The 14,776-nt window shown below is 43.9% G+C and carries 16 protein-coding genes; 10 read left to right on the plus strand and 6 right to left on the minus strand.

Annotated elements, in window-relative coordinates:
• Positions 1–41: 41 nt before the first annotated feature.
• The 3 genes from RT084_RS09750 to lptF are packed head-to-tail and all read right to left on the minus strand — an operon-like array spanning position 42 to position 2,894.
• On the minus strand, positions 42–707 hold the full coding sequence (locus RT084_RS09750) for a DNA glycosylase (protein WP_312385831.1): 666 nt from the start codon (positions 705–707) through the stop codon (positions 42–44).
• A gap of 1 nt (position 708) precedes the next feature.
• Positions 709–1,782 (minus strand): LPS export ABC transporter permease LptG, encoded by a 1,074-nt coding sequence (gene lptG, locus RT084_RS09755; RefSeq protein WP_203171281.1) that lies wholly within the window; start codon positions 1,780–1,782, stop codon positions 709–711.
• Entirely contained in the window at positions 1,779–2,894 is a 1,116-nt protein-coding gene (gene lptF / locus RT084_RS09760) for an LPS export ABC transporter permease LptF (protein ID WP_050772855.1), read from the minus strand. The genes lptG and lptF overlap by 4 nt, the downstream gene beginning before the upstream one ends.
• Before the next feature lie 379 nt (positions 2,895–3,273).
• Here lptF and RT084_RS09765 point away from each other — a divergent pair, with 379 nt between their 5' ends.
• The 3 genes from RT084_RS09765 to sstT all read left to right on the plus strand — a co-directional run bounded on the left by RT084_RS09765 (position 3,274) and on the right by sstT (position 6,641).
• A complete protein-coding gene (locus RT084_RS09765) occupies positions 3,274–4,788 on the plus strand; it encodes a leucyl aminopeptidase (protein WP_312385832.1) in 1,515 nt (504 codons plus the stop codon).
• A 24-nt stretch (positions 4,789–4,812) separates the two neighbouring features.
• A complete protein-coding gene (locus RT084_RS09770; protein WP_313099635.1) occupies positions 4,813–5,277 on the plus strand; it encodes a DNA polymerase III subunit chi in 465 nt (154 codons plus the stop codon).
• Positions 5,278–5,402: 125 nt separating this feature from the next.
• On the plus strand, positions 5,403–6,641 hold the full coding sequence (gene sstT, locus RT084_RS09775; protein WP_312385992.1) for a serine/threonine transporter SstT: 1,239 nt from the start codon (positions 5,403–5,405) through the stop codon (positions 6,639–6,641).
• Positions 6,642–6,923: 282 nt separating this feature from the next.
• Here sstT and RT084_RS09780 read toward each other — a convergent pair whose 3' ends face one another.
• On the minus strand, positions 6,924–7,277 hold the full coding sequence (locus tag RT084_RS09780) for a hypothetical protein (RefSeq protein WP_065253561.1): 354 nt from the start codon (positions 7,275–7,277) through the stop codon (positions 6,924–6,926).
• A gap of 565 nt (positions 7,278–7,842) precedes the next feature.
• Between RT084_RS09780 and RT084_RS09785 the strand changes: the two genes are divergently transcribed.
• Positions 7,843–7,998, plus strand: coding sequence for a DUF1328 domain-containing protein (locus tag RT084_RS09785; RefSeq protein WP_065253562.1), 156 nt, complete (start codon positions 7,843–7,845; stop codon positions 7,996–7,998).
• A gap of 133 nt (positions 7,999–8,131) precedes the next feature.
• Here RT084_RS09785 and RT084_RS09790 read toward each other — a convergent pair whose 3' ends face one another.
• Together RT084_RS09790 and RT084_RS09795 are read right to left on the minus strand one after the other, a co-directional pair.
• Positions 8,132–9,118, minus strand: coding sequence for a putative bifunctional lysylphosphatidylglycerol flippase/synthetase (locus RT084_RS09790; protein WP_312385994.1), 987 nt, complete (start codon positions 9,116–9,118; stop codon positions 8,132–8,134).
• Between the two features lie 47 nt (positions 9,119–9,165).
• On the minus strand, positions 9,166–9,450 hold the full coding sequence (locus RT084_RS09795) for a DUF1289 domain-containing protein (RefSeq protein ID WP_312385996.1): 285 nt from the start codon (positions 9,448–9,450) through the stop codon (positions 9,166–9,168).
• A gap of 261 nt (positions 9,451–9,711) precedes the next feature.
• Between RT084_RS09795 and RT084_RS09800 the strand changes: the two genes are divergently transcribed.
• The 6 genes from RT084_RS09800 (at position 9,712) to RT084_RS09825 (ending at position 14,752) form a co-directional block, all read left to right on the plus strand.
• Entirely contained in the window at positions 9,712–10,341 is a 630-nt protein-coding gene (locus tag RT084_RS09800; protein WP_312385997.1) for a YqiA/YcfP family alpha/beta fold hydrolase, read from the plus strand.
• 46 nt (positions 10,342–10,387) lie between these two features.
• On the plus strand, positions 10,388–12,277 hold the full coding sequence (parE, locus tag RT084_RS09805; protein ID WP_312385998.1) for a DNA topoisomerase IV subunit B: 1,890 nt from the start codon (positions 10,388–10,390) through the stop codon (positions 12,275–12,277).
• Positions 12,278–12,290: 13 nt separating this feature from the next.
• Complete coding sequence (locus tag RT084_RS09810; RefSeq protein ID WP_203171288.1) at positions 12,291–12,452, plus strand: hypothetical protein; 162 nt, start codon at positions 12,291–12,293, stop codon at positions 12,450–12,452.
• Positions 12,453–12,479: 27 nt separating this feature from the next.
• The gene (locus RT084_RS09815; RefSeq protein ID WP_065253566.1) at positions 12,480–12,818 is read left to right on the plus strand and encodes a YnfA family protein; all 339 of its coding nucleotides are present in this window, start codon (positions 12,480–12,482) and stop codon (positions 12,816–12,818) included.
• 101 nt (positions 12,819–12,919) lie between these two features.
• The gene (locus RT084_RS09820; RefSeq protein WP_312385999.1) at positions 12,920–13,555 is read left to right on the plus strand and encodes a lysophospholipid acyltransferase family protein; all 636 of its coding nucleotides are present in this window, start codon (positions 12,920–12,922) and stop codon (positions 13,553–13,555) included.
• 351 nt (positions 13,556–13,906) lie between these two features.
• The gene (locus RT084_RS09825; protein WP_312386000.1) at positions 13,907–14,752 is read left to right on the plus strand and encodes a BamJ family beta-barrel-assembly machinery protein; all 846 of its coding nucleotides are present in this window, start codon (positions 13,907–13,909) and stop codon (positions 14,750–14,752) included.
• The last annotated feature ends 24 nt before the right edge of the window (positions 14,753–14,776 follow it).

Genomic DNA, 14,776 nt, shown 5'->3' on the forward strand with positions numbered 1-14,776 from the left:
TATCATTTGCTAACTGCTGATTGTGCTAACTGGCGATTGTGCTAACTGCCGCTTGCGAGCAATATCCCCGCCAAAGTAAAAAACGCGCGATAAGCGGCTACTTTTTTCTCCAAGCTTTGCGGATAAGCGCGCGAGGTCGATGGCAACCGATAAATACCAAATGTTCGCCCAAAAGCGTTAACTTCAAGAAACTGATTGGTTTTTGGCAGTTTATAGGGTGTTTGACTGGGATCAAAATAGGGTGACGCGGGGTCACTGATACTTTGGTTGACCAGCGCTATCAGCACTTCTGTGGCTTTGCCACCGGTGGTGTAAATCCACTTGACCTGCTTTAGCTGTGCCAAAACTTTACCCAAATCAACCGTAGCAACCACGGTCAAATGTTCGTCAGCCGCATTGCCTTTTTCGCGGATGACGTGAGTGACTGAAGGACATTCACCGATGTTATAAGCCTGTAAAAATGCTTTGATTTTTTCGGCATCAAAGCGTTTTTCATCACCGACTCGAAAATAATCAATATCATCAAAAAACACCTTACCCATGATACGCCACATATCATTATAAAAATTGGGATAATGAAATGCCATGCACCATTTATCAGGTGTGGGCGGCATTGTACCCATCATCAAGACTTTGGTATCAGCAAAAAAGAAGTTACCAAACGGATGGGCTTCGACACGCGGGTCAGTCAATAAATCAGCAGACATATCAGTTTTTATTTCTAATTAAATACACGCCAAGCGCGGCACTGGCAATAATCGGTAACAGCACCATAAAAAACGGTGAAAATCCCGTGCTTAGACTGACAAACCCGACCAAATCTTGCAGATAACTAAATACCAAGCCAAATAAAAGAGCGATCACAATACGATAGCCCAAGCTTTGGTTACGCAAGGAGCCAAATACAAATGAACAAGCAACCAACACTAGCGATAGCATGGCAAGAGGCGCCAATAGCTTTTTCCAAAAGGCAACTTCATGCTCAAGCGAGCGGCGTTTGTCTTTGGCTAAGAGCTGTTGGTGCTGCCATAATTCGGTCACTGACATGTTATCAGGTCTGCGTGTTAACAGATAAATCGCTGACGGCTCAATGGGTAATTGCAGCGTCATAGTCGGGATGGTAGTCAACTGACTGTGCCCATCGGCGGCGATGGTTAATTGTTTGATTTGTTGCAGCTGCCAGCCCGATGTCTTATCAGCGGTATTTTGACTGACAAAGCTGCCGGTATCGGCCTGCAGCACTTGTTGGATATGGGCGTTGTCGTCTAGCTGCCAAACTTTGATATTTTTGAGCTCGCCTTTGGTATTGGCATGGTCAATATTGATGATGCGGTTGGCTTGTTTGTCCCAATAACCGTTGATGGCACTTGATAGCAAAGGTTTGTCATGCTTGACTTGGTGCGCTAACTGATTGCTAGTTGGCACTACATACTGCCCAAGCAACAAACGGATAATGACAAAAATAATCGCTGGTTGCATCACCCAACCGACTATTTTAAAGCGGCTGATGCCTGCTGCTTGAATCACCGTCAACTCACTGGTGTTGGCAAGCAAGCCTAGACCTACCACTGCGCCTAATAGTGTGCCAAATGGCATATAGTCGAGTAAATCACGGGGTGCACTATAGGCAATAAAACGCAAGGCATCTAAATAATTGTAATGGTCATTGAGATCCTGCAACTCTGCCAGATAATCAAAGACGACTTTAAGTAGCCAAAGACCAATGATAGCCCCTGTCATGGCAAAAAGCGCTTGTTTTTTAACGTAACGAGATAAAATCATGGCTGACCGCCTGCGGACAACTGACGACTTTGGCGACGATAGCGGACACGATGTACCACGCGGCTTTGCCAATTTAACAACAATGCAAATGCGATAAAACCAACGATTAGCCAAATATACGCGTACTCACTAATGCGCTCTTTACCAATGGCAGTGCGTAGCGAAATGATACTAATCGCACAGCTAGCAAATATGAGCACTGAAGGTAACAGACGAAGCCAGCGTCCTTGACGGGGGCGTACTTGTGCAAGCGGGGTAGCAAGCATCGCCGCAATGATAATCAGCCACGGCATGGTAAAGCGATAGCCAAGCTCGGCTTTGACTTCGGGTTTTTGGGTATGGGCGAGCAGTTTGGCAGTGGTTTGGGTTTCAACATTGGTTTCGGTAATTGTTTCGCTGGCAGGTTTTTCTAGGGTAATGCGATATTTTTCAAAACTGGCTTGGTTGTATTTGGCGTTGTTGGTGCCAAGCTCATAGCGACGACCCTGAAACAAATCCAGCTGCATTGAGCTATCCGTGTCTTTACTGGGTACTTGATAGGCGCGCGTGGCGGTGATGATAACATCGTTTTTGGCGATTTTGCCGCTTTTGTCGGTTTGCTGTTGCACCACGTATAGGTTTTTGAGTTCACGTTTTTCTTTATTAAACTCATCGACATACAGGTGATAGTTGCCACTGCTGATAAAGGTTTTTGGACGCACTAAATCAAGCAAACTACCGAGCGACTGGGTTTGCCAAATCTGCTTACTGTTAGACAGTCCCCATGGTTTTGCCAAAAGACTAATTCCCATTTGAAATATAAATAACCCAGTAATCAGCGGAATCATCAAACGCGTCAGACGACCGCGACTGATACCACTGGCAAACAGGACGCTCATCTCCTGATCCACGTACATACGACCGAGCACGAGCATCAGTGCGATAAAAAATGACAGCGGTAAAATTAGCTCAAGAAAGGTTGGAATGTTATAGCCAATAATGGCAAATAGCAAACCCACATCCAGCCTGCCTTCTGCAGCGATACCAAAATAGCGTATTAAGCGACCGCCAAGCATCAGCGCCATCAGAAATAACAGCACAATCGCAGTATTAGCGGCGACTTGTTGCGTCATATAGCGTCGTAATATCACAAGTAACCACCTAATATTACTCAAAAATTAATCAATTCAAACAGCTAGGGAAGTAAATGCCAATATTGTACGACATCATACCATTGAGCGCATCTGTTAATCGGCTATTTTAGCGCGTTGCCGAGAGATTATGAATATGAATACTGTAAGGTAACATTTCACAATGACTTTTCACCACCACTTTTTACAGCCGCTTTATCAAAGCCAATTTTTACAAAGACTTTTTACAACCGCATTTTACCCTACACAATGACGCCTGCTATTCCATCACGCAGTGATAACCCAATGCTATAACCCAAATACCATAATAGGTATGCTATGATAATAGTTATTTCTTGATAACAATAATTAAGGAGCTTAAATGAGTTTGACATTGACACTAGCGACCGCGCTTAAAAAAACGGTCAAGAACAGCTATCACGTGGTATTGGTAGATGACAATAGCCAAACTATGGGGCAACTAACGAGCGAACTACAAACCGCTGTCAGTCGCTTGATTGAAGCGAGTCGTTTTAAGGGTAAGCTTGCCGATACCGCAATCAATTATGGTACTGACAACAATGTGGGTTTATTGTTGGTTGGCGTGGGCAGTCAAGATAAATTAAACGGCGGTAGCTTGCAAAAAATTGCCAAAGCAATTTATGCAAGTTTGAGCCGTCTTACCAAATCTGCGGTGATTAGTTTAGGCGATAGTATGGATGAAGTGAGTTTTGGTCAGTTGGCGTTAGCCCTGTTGAATCAAAGCTATACCTTTGATATTTATAAATCGCAAAAAGCGGATAAACCGACGCTAAAAGACGTGACCTTATTGGTCAGTGCAGACAACCAAGCCGCGTTTGACAACCTACTACAGCTGCAGCAGGCGACTGCCCAAGGTCAATCACTCACCAAGGATTTGGCAAATCAGCCACCGAATGTATGTTTCCCTGCCTATCTTGCAGAGCAAGCGCAAAGCTTGGCAAATCAATACCCAGAGCTATTGACGGTCAAGGTATTGGGTGAAAAAGACATGCAGCAATTAGGGATGAACTGCTTTTTGGCAGTCGCTCGCGGCTCCGCGCATGAAGCTAAGCTAGTATTACTTGAGTACAATGGCAAAGCCGCCAAAAAAGACAAAACCAGCAAAACCAAAGGCAAAAAATCAAGCCTAGAGCAACCGATTGTACTTGTAGGTAAAGGCATCACCTTTGACAGTGGTGGTATCTCACTCAAACCAGGTCTGGGCATGGGTGAGATGAAATACGACATGGGCGGTGCAGCGGCAGTCATGGGCATGATTAAAGCGCTATGTGAAGCGCGTCTACCGCTGCAAGTCGTTGGCGCACTCGCTTGTGCGGAGAATATGCCATCAGGAACAGCGACTCGCCCTGGCGATATCGTCACCGCCATGAATGGTAAAACCGTCGAAATCCTCAATACTGATGCCGAAGGTCGTTTGGTACTGTGTGACACCTTGGTGTATGTACAGCGCTATCAGCCAAAAGTGATTATTGACATGGCAACCTTGACGGGGGCGTGTATTGTGGCGCTGGGTTATGTGCGCTCAGGTCTATACAGTAACAATGAAGATGTGATTTTTGAGCTTGAACAAGCTAGCGAATCAGCGTATGACCGTGTTTGGCACATGCCACTGGATGATGACTACCAAGAGCAGCTTAAATCCAACATGGCAGATATGCAAAACATTGGCGGTATGCCAGCAGGGTCAGTCACAGCGGCGTGTTTTTTATCCAAGTTTGTTGAAGATATTCCTTGGGCGCACTTGGATATTGCAGGGACAGCGTGGCAGTCGGGCAAAGAGCCAACCGCAACGGGTCGTCCAGTACCGTTATTGATGCATTATCTTTATCGCCAAGCTGCCCAAGATGCAGTCTAGGTGATAGGACGCTGACCCCTAATGATGGCATCACAAATTAGTTTTTATATTTTATCCCCGCAAAAAAAACAGCTGGCGTTCGTCTGCCAGCTGATTTCAACCGTGCTAGCCAAAAGCGAGGATAGCATTATCGTGGTGGCAGCGTCCGAGATATTACCCTCACTTGATGAGCGATTATGGTCATTGAGTGATGTGGCATTTATTCCCCACCAAATTATCCAGCGACTTGATGCCTTTTACCACCAAAAACTCCCTGCCAGTGTGGTACTTACTGATAATATCGAACTTGTCACCTTATTTGATGGCGTCGTCATCAATCTCACTAACGAAGCAATTGTAGATACCCAAGCTAGCCGCCTGCTAGAAGTCATCGACGCCGCCCCCGAACAGGTTGAAAGTGGTCGTCACAAATACCGCGTTTATCAAGCGAAATTACAAGCCCTAGCAACCAGCAGCCAGGCTACCATCCAAGTTTTTCAAATCCGATAACTTCTCTACCCAACACTTTGATAGCTTTAAATTAACAAGTTGACGATTTTAAAAATAATTTATGCAAATTGTTAAAAAATGTTAATATATCAGCCATTTTTGCGGTGAAATATTAAGAGGTTATTATGTTAAAACTTATCCAAGCGTATCAGCGCGTGGGGTTGGTGCCTTTGATTGTGATTGGATTGATACTTGGTATCTTAGTCGGTTCATTAGCCAATCCGACTATCATCGGCGGTTTATCGATGAGTGTGGCGCAAACCATCTCAATTTTGGGGGCATTATTTGTCGGTGCGTTAAAAGCGATTGCACCGTTGTTGGTGTTTATCTTAATCATTGCCGCTATCAGTCAGCATAAATCAGGCACTCAGGTCAATGTCCGCTCAACCTTGGTGCTGTATATGGCAGGTACGTTCTTGGCAGCTTTGACGGCCGTCGTGGCAAGTTTTTTATTCCCAACCGAATTGATTTTAAAAGCCGGTGAAGTCAGCCAAGCGCCACCGTCATCTTTAGCAGAAGTGATAAAAGTACTCTTGACCAACATGGTGGAAAATCCTATCAAATCGATCGTCAATGCCAACTACATGGGCGTGCTATCTTGGGCGGCGATTTTGGGTTTTGCCTTGCGCCATGCCTCAGACAATACCAAGCAAATGATTAACGATTTGGCGGAAGCGGTCTCAAGCGTGGTCAAATGGGTGATTTGGTTTGCGCCATTGGGCGTGTTTGGCTTGGTGACACAAACCATCGCTGAAACGGGTCTGTCGGTGTTATTAAGTTATGCCCGTTTGTTAGCAGTGTTGGTCGGCTCTATGGTGTTTATCGCTTTAGTTGTAAACCCATTAATTGTATTTGTCAAAACCCGCAAAAATCCTTATCCATTGGTGTTTACCTGCCTTAAAGAAAGTGGCATCACCGCCTTCTTTACTCGTAGTTCAGCTGCCAATATTCCTGTGAATCTAAACCTTGCGCATAAGTTGGGTTTGCATGAGGATACTTATTCAATCACTATTCCGTTAGGTGCCACCATTAATATGGCAGGGGCGGCGATTACCATCAATGTCATGACATTGGCAGCGGCACATACGTTAGGTATTCATGTGGACTTCGGGTCTGCGCTATTGTTAGCGGTGGTGTCTACCTTAGCTGCGGCGGGGGCATCAGGTGTTGCAGGGGGGTCATTGCTATTGATACCATTGGCCTGTAGTTTCTTTAATATTCCTGACACCATTGCCATGCAGGTAGTCGCGATTGGCTTTATTATTGGGGTAGTACAAGACTCGGTTGAGACAGCACTCAACTCATCAACGGACGTGTTATTCACCGCGGCAGCAGATCCCAAATATGCTGCTTATCACCGCTAAAAGTTGCTAAAGATTTTGAGTCATATAACAATAAAAAAGGTATTCAGAGTGTCTTTTTTATTGACCAAATAATCAATCCACTAATTAGCCACAAAAAAAGATGCCACGCAGGCATCTTTTTTTATAAAAATCGTTTAACAATTAGCGATTATGGGTTTACTACAACGGGTACAGTTTGTACGTCAACAGGTACGGTTGTCGTTGTTGAGGCAATCGCTGTGTTATCATCAACCGGTTGCACGGTGACTGATTAAACCGCAGGACCTGTTTGGGTAACTTGCGCTACTGGTACCACCCAGGATTTGATTGGGCATTTCTAGGCGCGACTGGCGCAACAGATTTGTTGCTGCTTTCGTCGATTTTTAGGTCAGCTGGGATATCAATGTTTACTTCACTGGTTCTTGGAGCTACTTTGCTGCCTTTTTTAGCCTTGGCTGAAGCTTTGGTGCTGTGAGTATTTTTTGATGCTTTTGTGGATTTTTGGGTAGCTTTTTGCGGTTTTGCTTTTGCCGTTGCTACGTTTTTGTGTGTGGTAGTCGATTTGGTCGTAGTCGTTACTTTGGTCGCTGCTTGGGCACTCACGGTAAGACCTGTTGCTATGACTAATGCAGTAAGTGTTGTGGCTAACTTTTTCATAATTTTTTCCTCATTGTTGATTGCTATACTTGTGTCTATAGTTATTCTATAGTTATATAGGTAGTTAGTATAATTCCCAAATATGACAGTATTATAAAGAGAATCACTGTTAAGGGAATACTAAAAGCCTAGATGCCATTATAAAACAATCATCGGCCGCAACAATGTAAGGATTAGGGACAAAATGTTGAGAATACGTAAACAAATCCTAATGCCATTAAGGAAGTCATTCGGTGGCGTTAACAATCAGTGAGATTGTCAATGCAAGCTACAGCTACATTAACACAGCATTGCAATACTTACTAATGCTTACCAGAAGCATGAACATCATTAACCATGCATGGTTTTTTTTGCACTTTGTTATACACAGGCTATGAGAAAGCCACAAACCTTACAAAAGTGCTCGTTACAACGCTATAGAATTATTTTAATATGTACTCATGCAATAAAGCATAGGTTAACAGGCTTTAACTAAAACTAAAATGTAAAGTGTTAAAGTATCTAAATGCAAAATGTCTAACTGCAGCGCATGACATTTAAAACAATAAAAAAAAGGAGAGTTATCATGTTTCGTTGGGCTATTATTTTTGCGGTAATCGCACTCATTGCGAGTTTCTTAGGGTTTGGTGGTGTCGCAGGACTATCAGCAAACTTGGCATATGTATTCTTGGCAGTGGCGGTGATTTTATTCATTGTCGCCTTTATTAGCCGAAAAGTTTAAACACTAAAGTGATAAGATAGGTCGATTTAACAGGTCTATTTAATCTGGTATGATCATACCAAACATGCTTAAAATAACCTTTTACGATATGAAAACATGTTTGTTTGATGCAAAGTGTTAACAATGTAAAAGGTTATTTTTTTTTGTCAGAGTTTTCACTCAAATATAGCTTTGCCTCATATGCCAATAATGCCAGTAAGGCAACCAAAAATGGCATGATGTAATACAGTAATCTAAAAATCAATAACACTGCCAGCATCTGCGTCCGATCGACTTTGGGCAAAGCCGTAATCATGACCACTTCAAATACGCCCAATCCCCCAGGGACATGACTTAAAATACCGATTGCCATTGATTGAATAAACGCAGAAAAGGTCGCCCAATAGCTAATATGCTCAGAAGGCGGCAATAGTAAGTACAGTACCAACGCCACGGTACTTAAATCTAAAATGGCAATCGCAATCTGTTGCAGCACAATTTTGGCGGGCGGTAAGTCAAAACGCCAACCGCGAATCACCACATGTTTGCCTTGCCTGCCAGCATACACAATAATCGCAGCAATCATACTTAACATGGTGATGCCAAGCACCCGTACATAAAAAGTATGCTCAAAGATGCCAAGGGATTTATCCAGTTCGGATAATAGTTGAATGGTAATATCAGGATGGCTAGTCAAAGACGCCCCAATCAACGTGGTAATACCAAAGGTAAATGCCATTGACACCATCCAGACGATGTTGGCAATTTCATTATGACTCAGATTAAAACGGCGATAGTTACGATAACGGATACCACTCGCGGTGACAAGATTGAGCCCAATGGTGTGGCTAATGGCATAAGCGGTAAAAGAGGTGAGGGCGACATGCGGGTAATCAAGTTTTTTGCCGATTTGGCGTAGTGCAATAAAATCATAAATGGTGAGTACTAAATAACCAAAAGCCACCACGATGGCGGCGATAATAAGATGGAAAGTAGGAATATGCGCGATAGCGTCTAGAACGTCTTGATAGTGCACAGTTTTGGTCAAACGGTAAAGCGCACGAATTGCCATGAAAAAAATCAATACCGTAATCGCTGTTAATGCAAGTCGCCAAACCTGCTTAAACCAAGAACTATTCATGCATTCAACCTAATTTTTTTTAGTAGACATTACGATCAATTAATCAATTAGTCGCCAACATTATTTTCATTATCTTCAAACAATGTCAAATTTATCTCATCTTCTTGCGCAGTTTGAGTGGGGGTTTGGTGCGCCAAACGCTCGGCACGCAGTCGTTTGAGTCGTCGGATAGTCAATAACTTAAGTACTTGCCGCTTTTGGGAGTCATTCATCATAAGCCAAAGGTCACGCTCGGTACGATTGCGCAAACAGCCTTTACAATACCCCTGTTTATCAAGCTCGCAGACTTGAATACAAGGACTGGCAATCTCAAATAACTCTTGCTGCTCCATCGCGGTGATAACTCCTGACTACGCCATACAAATGGACGCGTAATCCACCTATGCAGAGATAGGGTTAACTGGGCTGAAAATCAAATAACACAGACAAAAAAGTACCACCAAACACGGCTATCTAACTAACACGACAAATTTTAACGTGTTGAAACCTCGCATCATGGCTATTTTAGCCAAGCAATGCTAAGATTAAATGTTAGCCAAACCAACAACAGTCGATATGATAATTTACTATAATTAAAAAATAGCGAGAAAACCATGCAAATTGTGTATATTCACGGACTTGATAGCAATCCAAACGCCGAAAAAGCGCAAAAACTCAAAGATTTTTGTGCCAAATATTTCCCACAAATCAAAGTTGTTGCGCCCGATTTGAATCGTTCACCCAATGAGTCGATTGCTTTAATCCAAGAAATTATTGCCAAAGACCCCAATACAGGTTTGGTCGGTAGTTCGCTCGGTGGATTTTATGGCAATATTTTGGCAAATTTGACAGGTAAAAAAACGGTATTGCTCAATCCAAGTGTGCACAGTGGCACAAGTCTCAAGCGTTTTTTTGGGGAAGATTTTGACGGTTTGCCCGATGATTATATCGGTCACGTGACCCCCGATGGTTGGCATATTAGTAAAAAAGATATTGAGTGGCTGGTAGCAAATCGCCCCGAACAATCGCTCAATCCGCAGAATTTATTGGTAATCTTGAAAAAAGGCGATGAGTTGCTCAATTTCCAAGATGCGGTCAATTATTTTAGTCAAAGCGCTTTGGAAAAAAGCAATGCCCAAAGCCATATCATTGTGGAAGAGGGTGGCGACCATGTGATGAGTGATTTTGAAACCAAATTACCGCAAATTGTGAAATTTTTGTTTGGCTTGCCGTTGATTCAATAAAAAATGTTGGTCAAATTAAAGTTTAGTGTTATTTAATGGGAAAAAAATGAGCAATTATACATCCACCTCACTTGAAGTATTAGAAGGTCTTGACCCAGTACGCCGTCGCCCTGGTATGTACACTGACACCACACGCCCCAACCACCTTGCCCAAGAAGTCATCGACAACTCGGTGGATGAAGCCCTTGCAGGTCACGCCAAAAACATTACTGTCATTCTACACACCGATGGTTCGTTGTCGGTCGAAGATGACGGACGCGGCATGCCGACCGACATTCACCCCGAATTTAAGCAATCGGGCATTGAATTGATTCTGACACGCCTACACGCAGGCGGTAAATTTTCTACCGACAACTACCAAGTCTCAGGCGGTCTGCATGGCGTGGGGATTTCAGTCGTCAATGCCTTATCGCACAAAGTCGATGTCACGGTGTGGCGAAATGGCGAAGCATTCACCATGCAATTTGTTGATGGTAATGCGGTTGCTCCGCTTGCCATTGCTCAAGCTAGCAACAAGAAAAAACGTGGCACACTCGTGCGGTTTTGGGTCAATGAAACATACTTTGATTCACCAAAATTCAACATCAAACAACTCAAACACCATCTTAAAGCCAAAGCCGTGTTATCGGCAGGGCTGACCATTACTTTTATCAATGAAATTGACGGTGACAAAGACGTTTGGCAATTTACCGATGGGCTATCGCAATATCTCACCGAGCAACTGGTCGAAGAAATCACCCTCCCAGAACAGCCATTCGTGTTTAATTACGACGCCAAAAAAGGCGAACGAGCAGGGTTAAGCTTTGCCATTTGTTGGCTTAGCGAGGGTGGTACGCCTGTGCAAGAAAGCTACGTTAACTTGATTCCTACAGCACAAGGTGGCACCCACGTCAATGGACTACGCACAGGCATTACTGACGCGTTAAAAGAATTTTGTGAACTGCACAATCTACTGCCGCGCAACGTCAAACTCGCTCCTGAAGATGTGTGGGATGGGGTCAATTATATTTTATCGCTAAAATTCTCCGAACCGCAATTTAGCGGACAGACCAAAGAGCGCTTATCGAGCCGAGAAGCGGCGGGCGTGGTACAAGCCTTTGCCAAAGATGGCTTTAGCCTGTGGCTCAACCAACACTCGGAGATTGCCAAACAAATCGCTGAATTGGCGATTAATAAAGCAGGCAAACGGCTCAAATCTGCCAAAAAAGTTGAGCGTAAAAAAATCACCCAAGGACCTGCACTGCCAGGCAAATTGGCGGATTGTCGCGGTGATTTGCGAGATGGCGCAGAGCTGTTTTTGGTGGAAGGGGATTCGGCAGGTGGCTCGGCAAAACAAGCCCGTGACCGTCATTTTCAAGCGATTATGCCCTTGCGAGGCAAGATTTTGAACACGTGGGAAGTGTCGCCCGATACGGTGCTTGCCAGTGAAGAAATCCACAACATTGCCATTGCCATTGGCGTTGATCCTGATTCGGACGACTTGAGCGAACTGCGTTATGATAAAATCTGTATTTTGGCGGATGCCGATTCGGATGGATTGCATATTGCCACGCTGCTGTGTGCGCTGTTTGTCAAACACTTTAAAGCGGTCGTTGATGCAGGGCATTTGTATGTCGCTATGCCACCACTATACCGCATTGATATTGGCAAAGATGTGGAGTACGCCCTTGATAATGACGAGCTTGAGCAAATCTTGAAAAAAGTGGCAAAAAATAAAAAGCCGCAAATTACCCGTTTTAAAGGTTTGGGCGAGATGAGTGCCGAACAGCTACGTGAAACCACGATGAATCCTGATACGCGACGTTTGGTGCAGCTAGACCTTGATGACCCAACTGCGACCGATAGCGTGATGGATATGCTGCTTGCCAAAAAACGCGCCAGCGACCGTAAAGTATGGCTTGAGCAAAAAGGCGATTTGGCGGAAATTGGGGTTTAATGGCTAGGCAAAAATGATTGACGTTAAGCTTACACTGATAGCGTGTACTTTTGACAGTGTATGGCTATCTGATACGTTTAAACATTATCAAGTAGATAAATCCTATGACGCGTTAGACTTTTCAAAAGAAAATGACGCTCGTGATGCGATTTATCAACTTTCTCCTTCAGCCTAACATCTAACATGGGGCAAATCCGCGAATATGACTAAACTGTTGATTACCCTGCTTTTATTCTTTATCACCGCCATTGCCGAGATTGTCAGTTGTTATCTTGGCTATCTGATGCTCAAACAGCACAAACCGCTTTGGCTCATTGTACCTATGACCATCACGCTCGCCGTGTTCGTATGGTTATTGACCCTTCATCCCACAGCGACAGGGCGAGTGTATGCCGCATATGGTGGCATATATATTGCGACGGCTTTGGTATGGCTAAAATTTGTCGATGGCGTTTCTCTGACGCACTGGGACAGCATTGGCGGTTTGGTAATATTGTTGGGTGCAAGTATTATCATCCTTCAGCCCAAAAGTTTGTTATAACTCTCTTCAATCAACAAATTTGCTAATTTCAGTGAACTAATGTAAACTGAAAATTTTAGCCTAGTATTTTAATTCAATCTAGTATCTCAAAGAGTATATTCATGGATATCAACCAAACGCCAGTAGACCCTAGCCAATTTGGGTCTAACGTGCCGCGCCGTCATGACCCAAAAATCGCCAAACTTGCCGCAAAATACTTAAAAATAACAGGTTGGCAAGTGGTCGGTGACGTACCTGATGTCAAACAACTAGTGATGCTCGCTGCCCCTCACACCTCCAATGAAGATGGCTGGAATGCGGTCATGGGCATTTTATCGGTTGGCATTGATTTTAAATTGATGGGTAAAAAAGAGCTGTTTCGTCTCCCGCTCATCGGGCCTTTTTTAAAGTGGGGCGGTATGATCTCAATTGACCGTCAGAAAAAAGGTTCGACTTTGCAGGCGGCCATTGAACAATTTAACCAACAAGAGCAGCTTTGGTTAGGGTTGGCACCTGAAGGGACACGCAGTTATACCGAAAAATGGAAAACAGGGTTTTATCATATTGCCGTAGGGGCAGGCGTACCCATTTTACCGATTGCGATGGACTATAAGACCAAACAAATGCGCTTTATGCCCTTGTTTTACCCAACAGGCGACTATGACGCCGATTTACCCAAAATTTTAGAAAACTATCGCGGCGTCAAAGGCAAATACTTTGAGAAAATGTCACAGCCGTTGCAAGATTTGCATAGCTAATTGTCTTAGCTACCTCATAAATTTCTCATGCTGTCTCTACGTTGAGCCGCTCTCACTTAAGGTAACTTTATGTCAAGGGCTTAACAAGTCTGCTGTCACATTCATCCCATTTATCATTAGCGGGCTAATACGGTAAAAAAAGGGTAAAAATGCGCCATGAAAGTCCTTTTGCTGCCGATACAGTCAACAAAAGGGTATAAATCTAAAGACCGTTTTGCTATCGCCGCTATTTGCCCACAAAAAAACCTAAACCTGACGATGCCATAGGTTTTACAAACTATTTCTGCTATGATAGATACAATTTTTTAGTCGTTATTAGACCTTAATTGGACATATCAGATAGGAAATTTTATGAGCAATAATACAGTTCCCGTATTGGTAGCAGTTGTGTTAGGTGCTTTGGCATTATCACCCGTTTTTATCAAAAGTTTTGGCAACGACCCACAAGTAGCCGCCATCGGTAGCCGTCAGTTGGCAGGTAATTCAGCCACTATCAATGCCCAAAGCAGTGAAGTGGCAAAGGTAGGTTATAGCCTAGGTTATATGATGGGTCAAAACCTCAAAAAAGACGCCAAAGACCTCAATCCTGCTGATATCAATCAAGGTATCAATGACGGTTTTAATGGTAAAGAATCGACCATGACCCGTGAAGAAATGATTAAAGCGGTACAAACCTATGAGCAAAACCAAATCCAAAAACGCCTACAAGACAACCAAGCCAAAGGCGAGGCTTTCTTAGCGCAAAACGCTAAAAAAGCAGGGGTCAAAACTACCGCGTCTGGCTTGCAGTATGAAGTGCTCAAAGAAGGTAGCGGCGCGCAGCCCAAAGCCACAGATATCGTAGCAGTACAATATGAAGGTAAATTGCTAGATGGTAAAGTGTTTGATAGCACTGCACAGCATGGCGGCGAGCCTGCGGTATTCCCGCTTAACCAAGTTATCCCGGGTTGGACTGAAGGCTTACAATTGATGAAAGAAGGCGGCAAATATCGCTTCTACATTCCATCAAAACTTGCTTACGGTGAGCAAGGCGCCCCACAAGGTGGTATTGAGCCAAATAGTGTGCTCATCTTTGATGTTGATTTGCTAAAAGTCAATCCACCCGCTGATGCCGCACAGCCTGCCGCAGCAGATATCCAAGCCCAACTACAACAACAAATTGAAGCCATGCAGTCAGCTTCTCAACCTGCCCAATAGGTTGGGTTGGCGTCAGATAGGTGA

Origin of the sequence: Moraxella sp. CTOTU48717 (genome assembly GCF_032057165.1) — a bacterium.
GTDB lineage: Bacteria > Pseudomonadota > Gammaproteobacteria > Pseudomonadales > Moraxellaceae > Faucicola > Faucicola tetraodonis.

Bases quoted from the DNA above. Each gene is read 5' to 3' on its own strand.
- RT084_RS09750 (WP_312385831.1), bottom strand. From the start codon at position 707: ATGTCTGCTGATTTATTGACTGACCCGCGTGTCGAAGCCCATCCGTTT.
- lptG (WP_203171281.1), bottom strand. From the start codon at position 1,782: ATGATTTTATCTCGTTACGTTAAAAAACAAGCGCTTTTTGCCATGACA.
- lptF (WP_050772855.1), bottom strand. From the start codon at position 2,894: ATGACGCAACAAGTCGCCGCTAATACTGCGATTGTGCTGTTATTTCTG.
- RT084_RS09765 (WP_312385832.1), top strand. From the start codon at position 3,274: ATGAGTTTGACATTGACACTAGCGACCGCGCTTAAAAAAACGGTCAAG.
- RT084_RS09770 (WP_313099635.1), top strand. From the start codon at position 4,813: ATGGCATCACAAATTAGTTTTTATATTTTATCCCCGCAAAAAAAACAG.
- sstT (WP_312385992.1), top strand. From the start codon at position 5,403: ATGTTAAAACTTATCCAAGCGTATCAGCGCGTGGGGTTGGTGCCTTTG.
- RT084_RS09780 (WP_065253561.1), bottom strand. From the start codon at position 7,277: ATGAAAAAGTTAGCCACAACACTTACTGCATTAGTCATAGCAACAGGT.
- RT084_RS09785 (WP_065253562.1), top strand. From the start codon at position 7,843: ATGTTTCGTTGGGCTATTATTTTTGCGGTAATCGCACTCATTGCGAGT.
- RT084_RS09790 (WP_312385994.1), bottom strand. From the start codon at position 9,118: ATGAATAGTTCTTGGTTTAAGCAGGTTTGGCGACTTGCATTAACAGCG.
- RT084_RS09795 (WP_312385996.1), bottom strand. From the start codon at position 9,450: ATGGAGCAGCAAGAGTTATTTGAGATTGCCAGTCCTTGTATTCAAGTC.
- RT084_RS09800 (WP_312385997.1), top strand. From the start codon at position 9,712: ATGCAAATTGTGTATATTCACGGACTTGATAGCAATCCAAACGCCGAA.
- parE (WP_312385998.1), top strand. From the start codon at position 10,388: ATGAGCAATTATACATCCACCTCACTTGAAGTATTAGAAGGTCTTGAC.
- RT084_RS09810 (WP_203171288.1), top strand. From the start codon at position 12,291: ATGATTGACGTTAAGCTTACACTGATAGCGTGTACTTTTGACAGTGTA.
- RT084_RS09815 (WP_065253566.1), top strand. From the start codon at position 12,480: ATGACTAAACTGTTGATTACCCTGCTTTTATTCTTTATCACCGCCATT.
- RT084_RS09820 (WP_312385999.1), top strand. From the start codon at position 12,920: ATGGATATCAACCAAACGCCAGTAGACCCTAGCCAATTTGGGTCTAAC.
- RT084_RS09825 (WP_312386000.1), top strand. From the start codon at position 13,907: ATGAGCAATAATACAGTTCCCGTATTGGTAGCAGTTGTGTTAGGTGCT.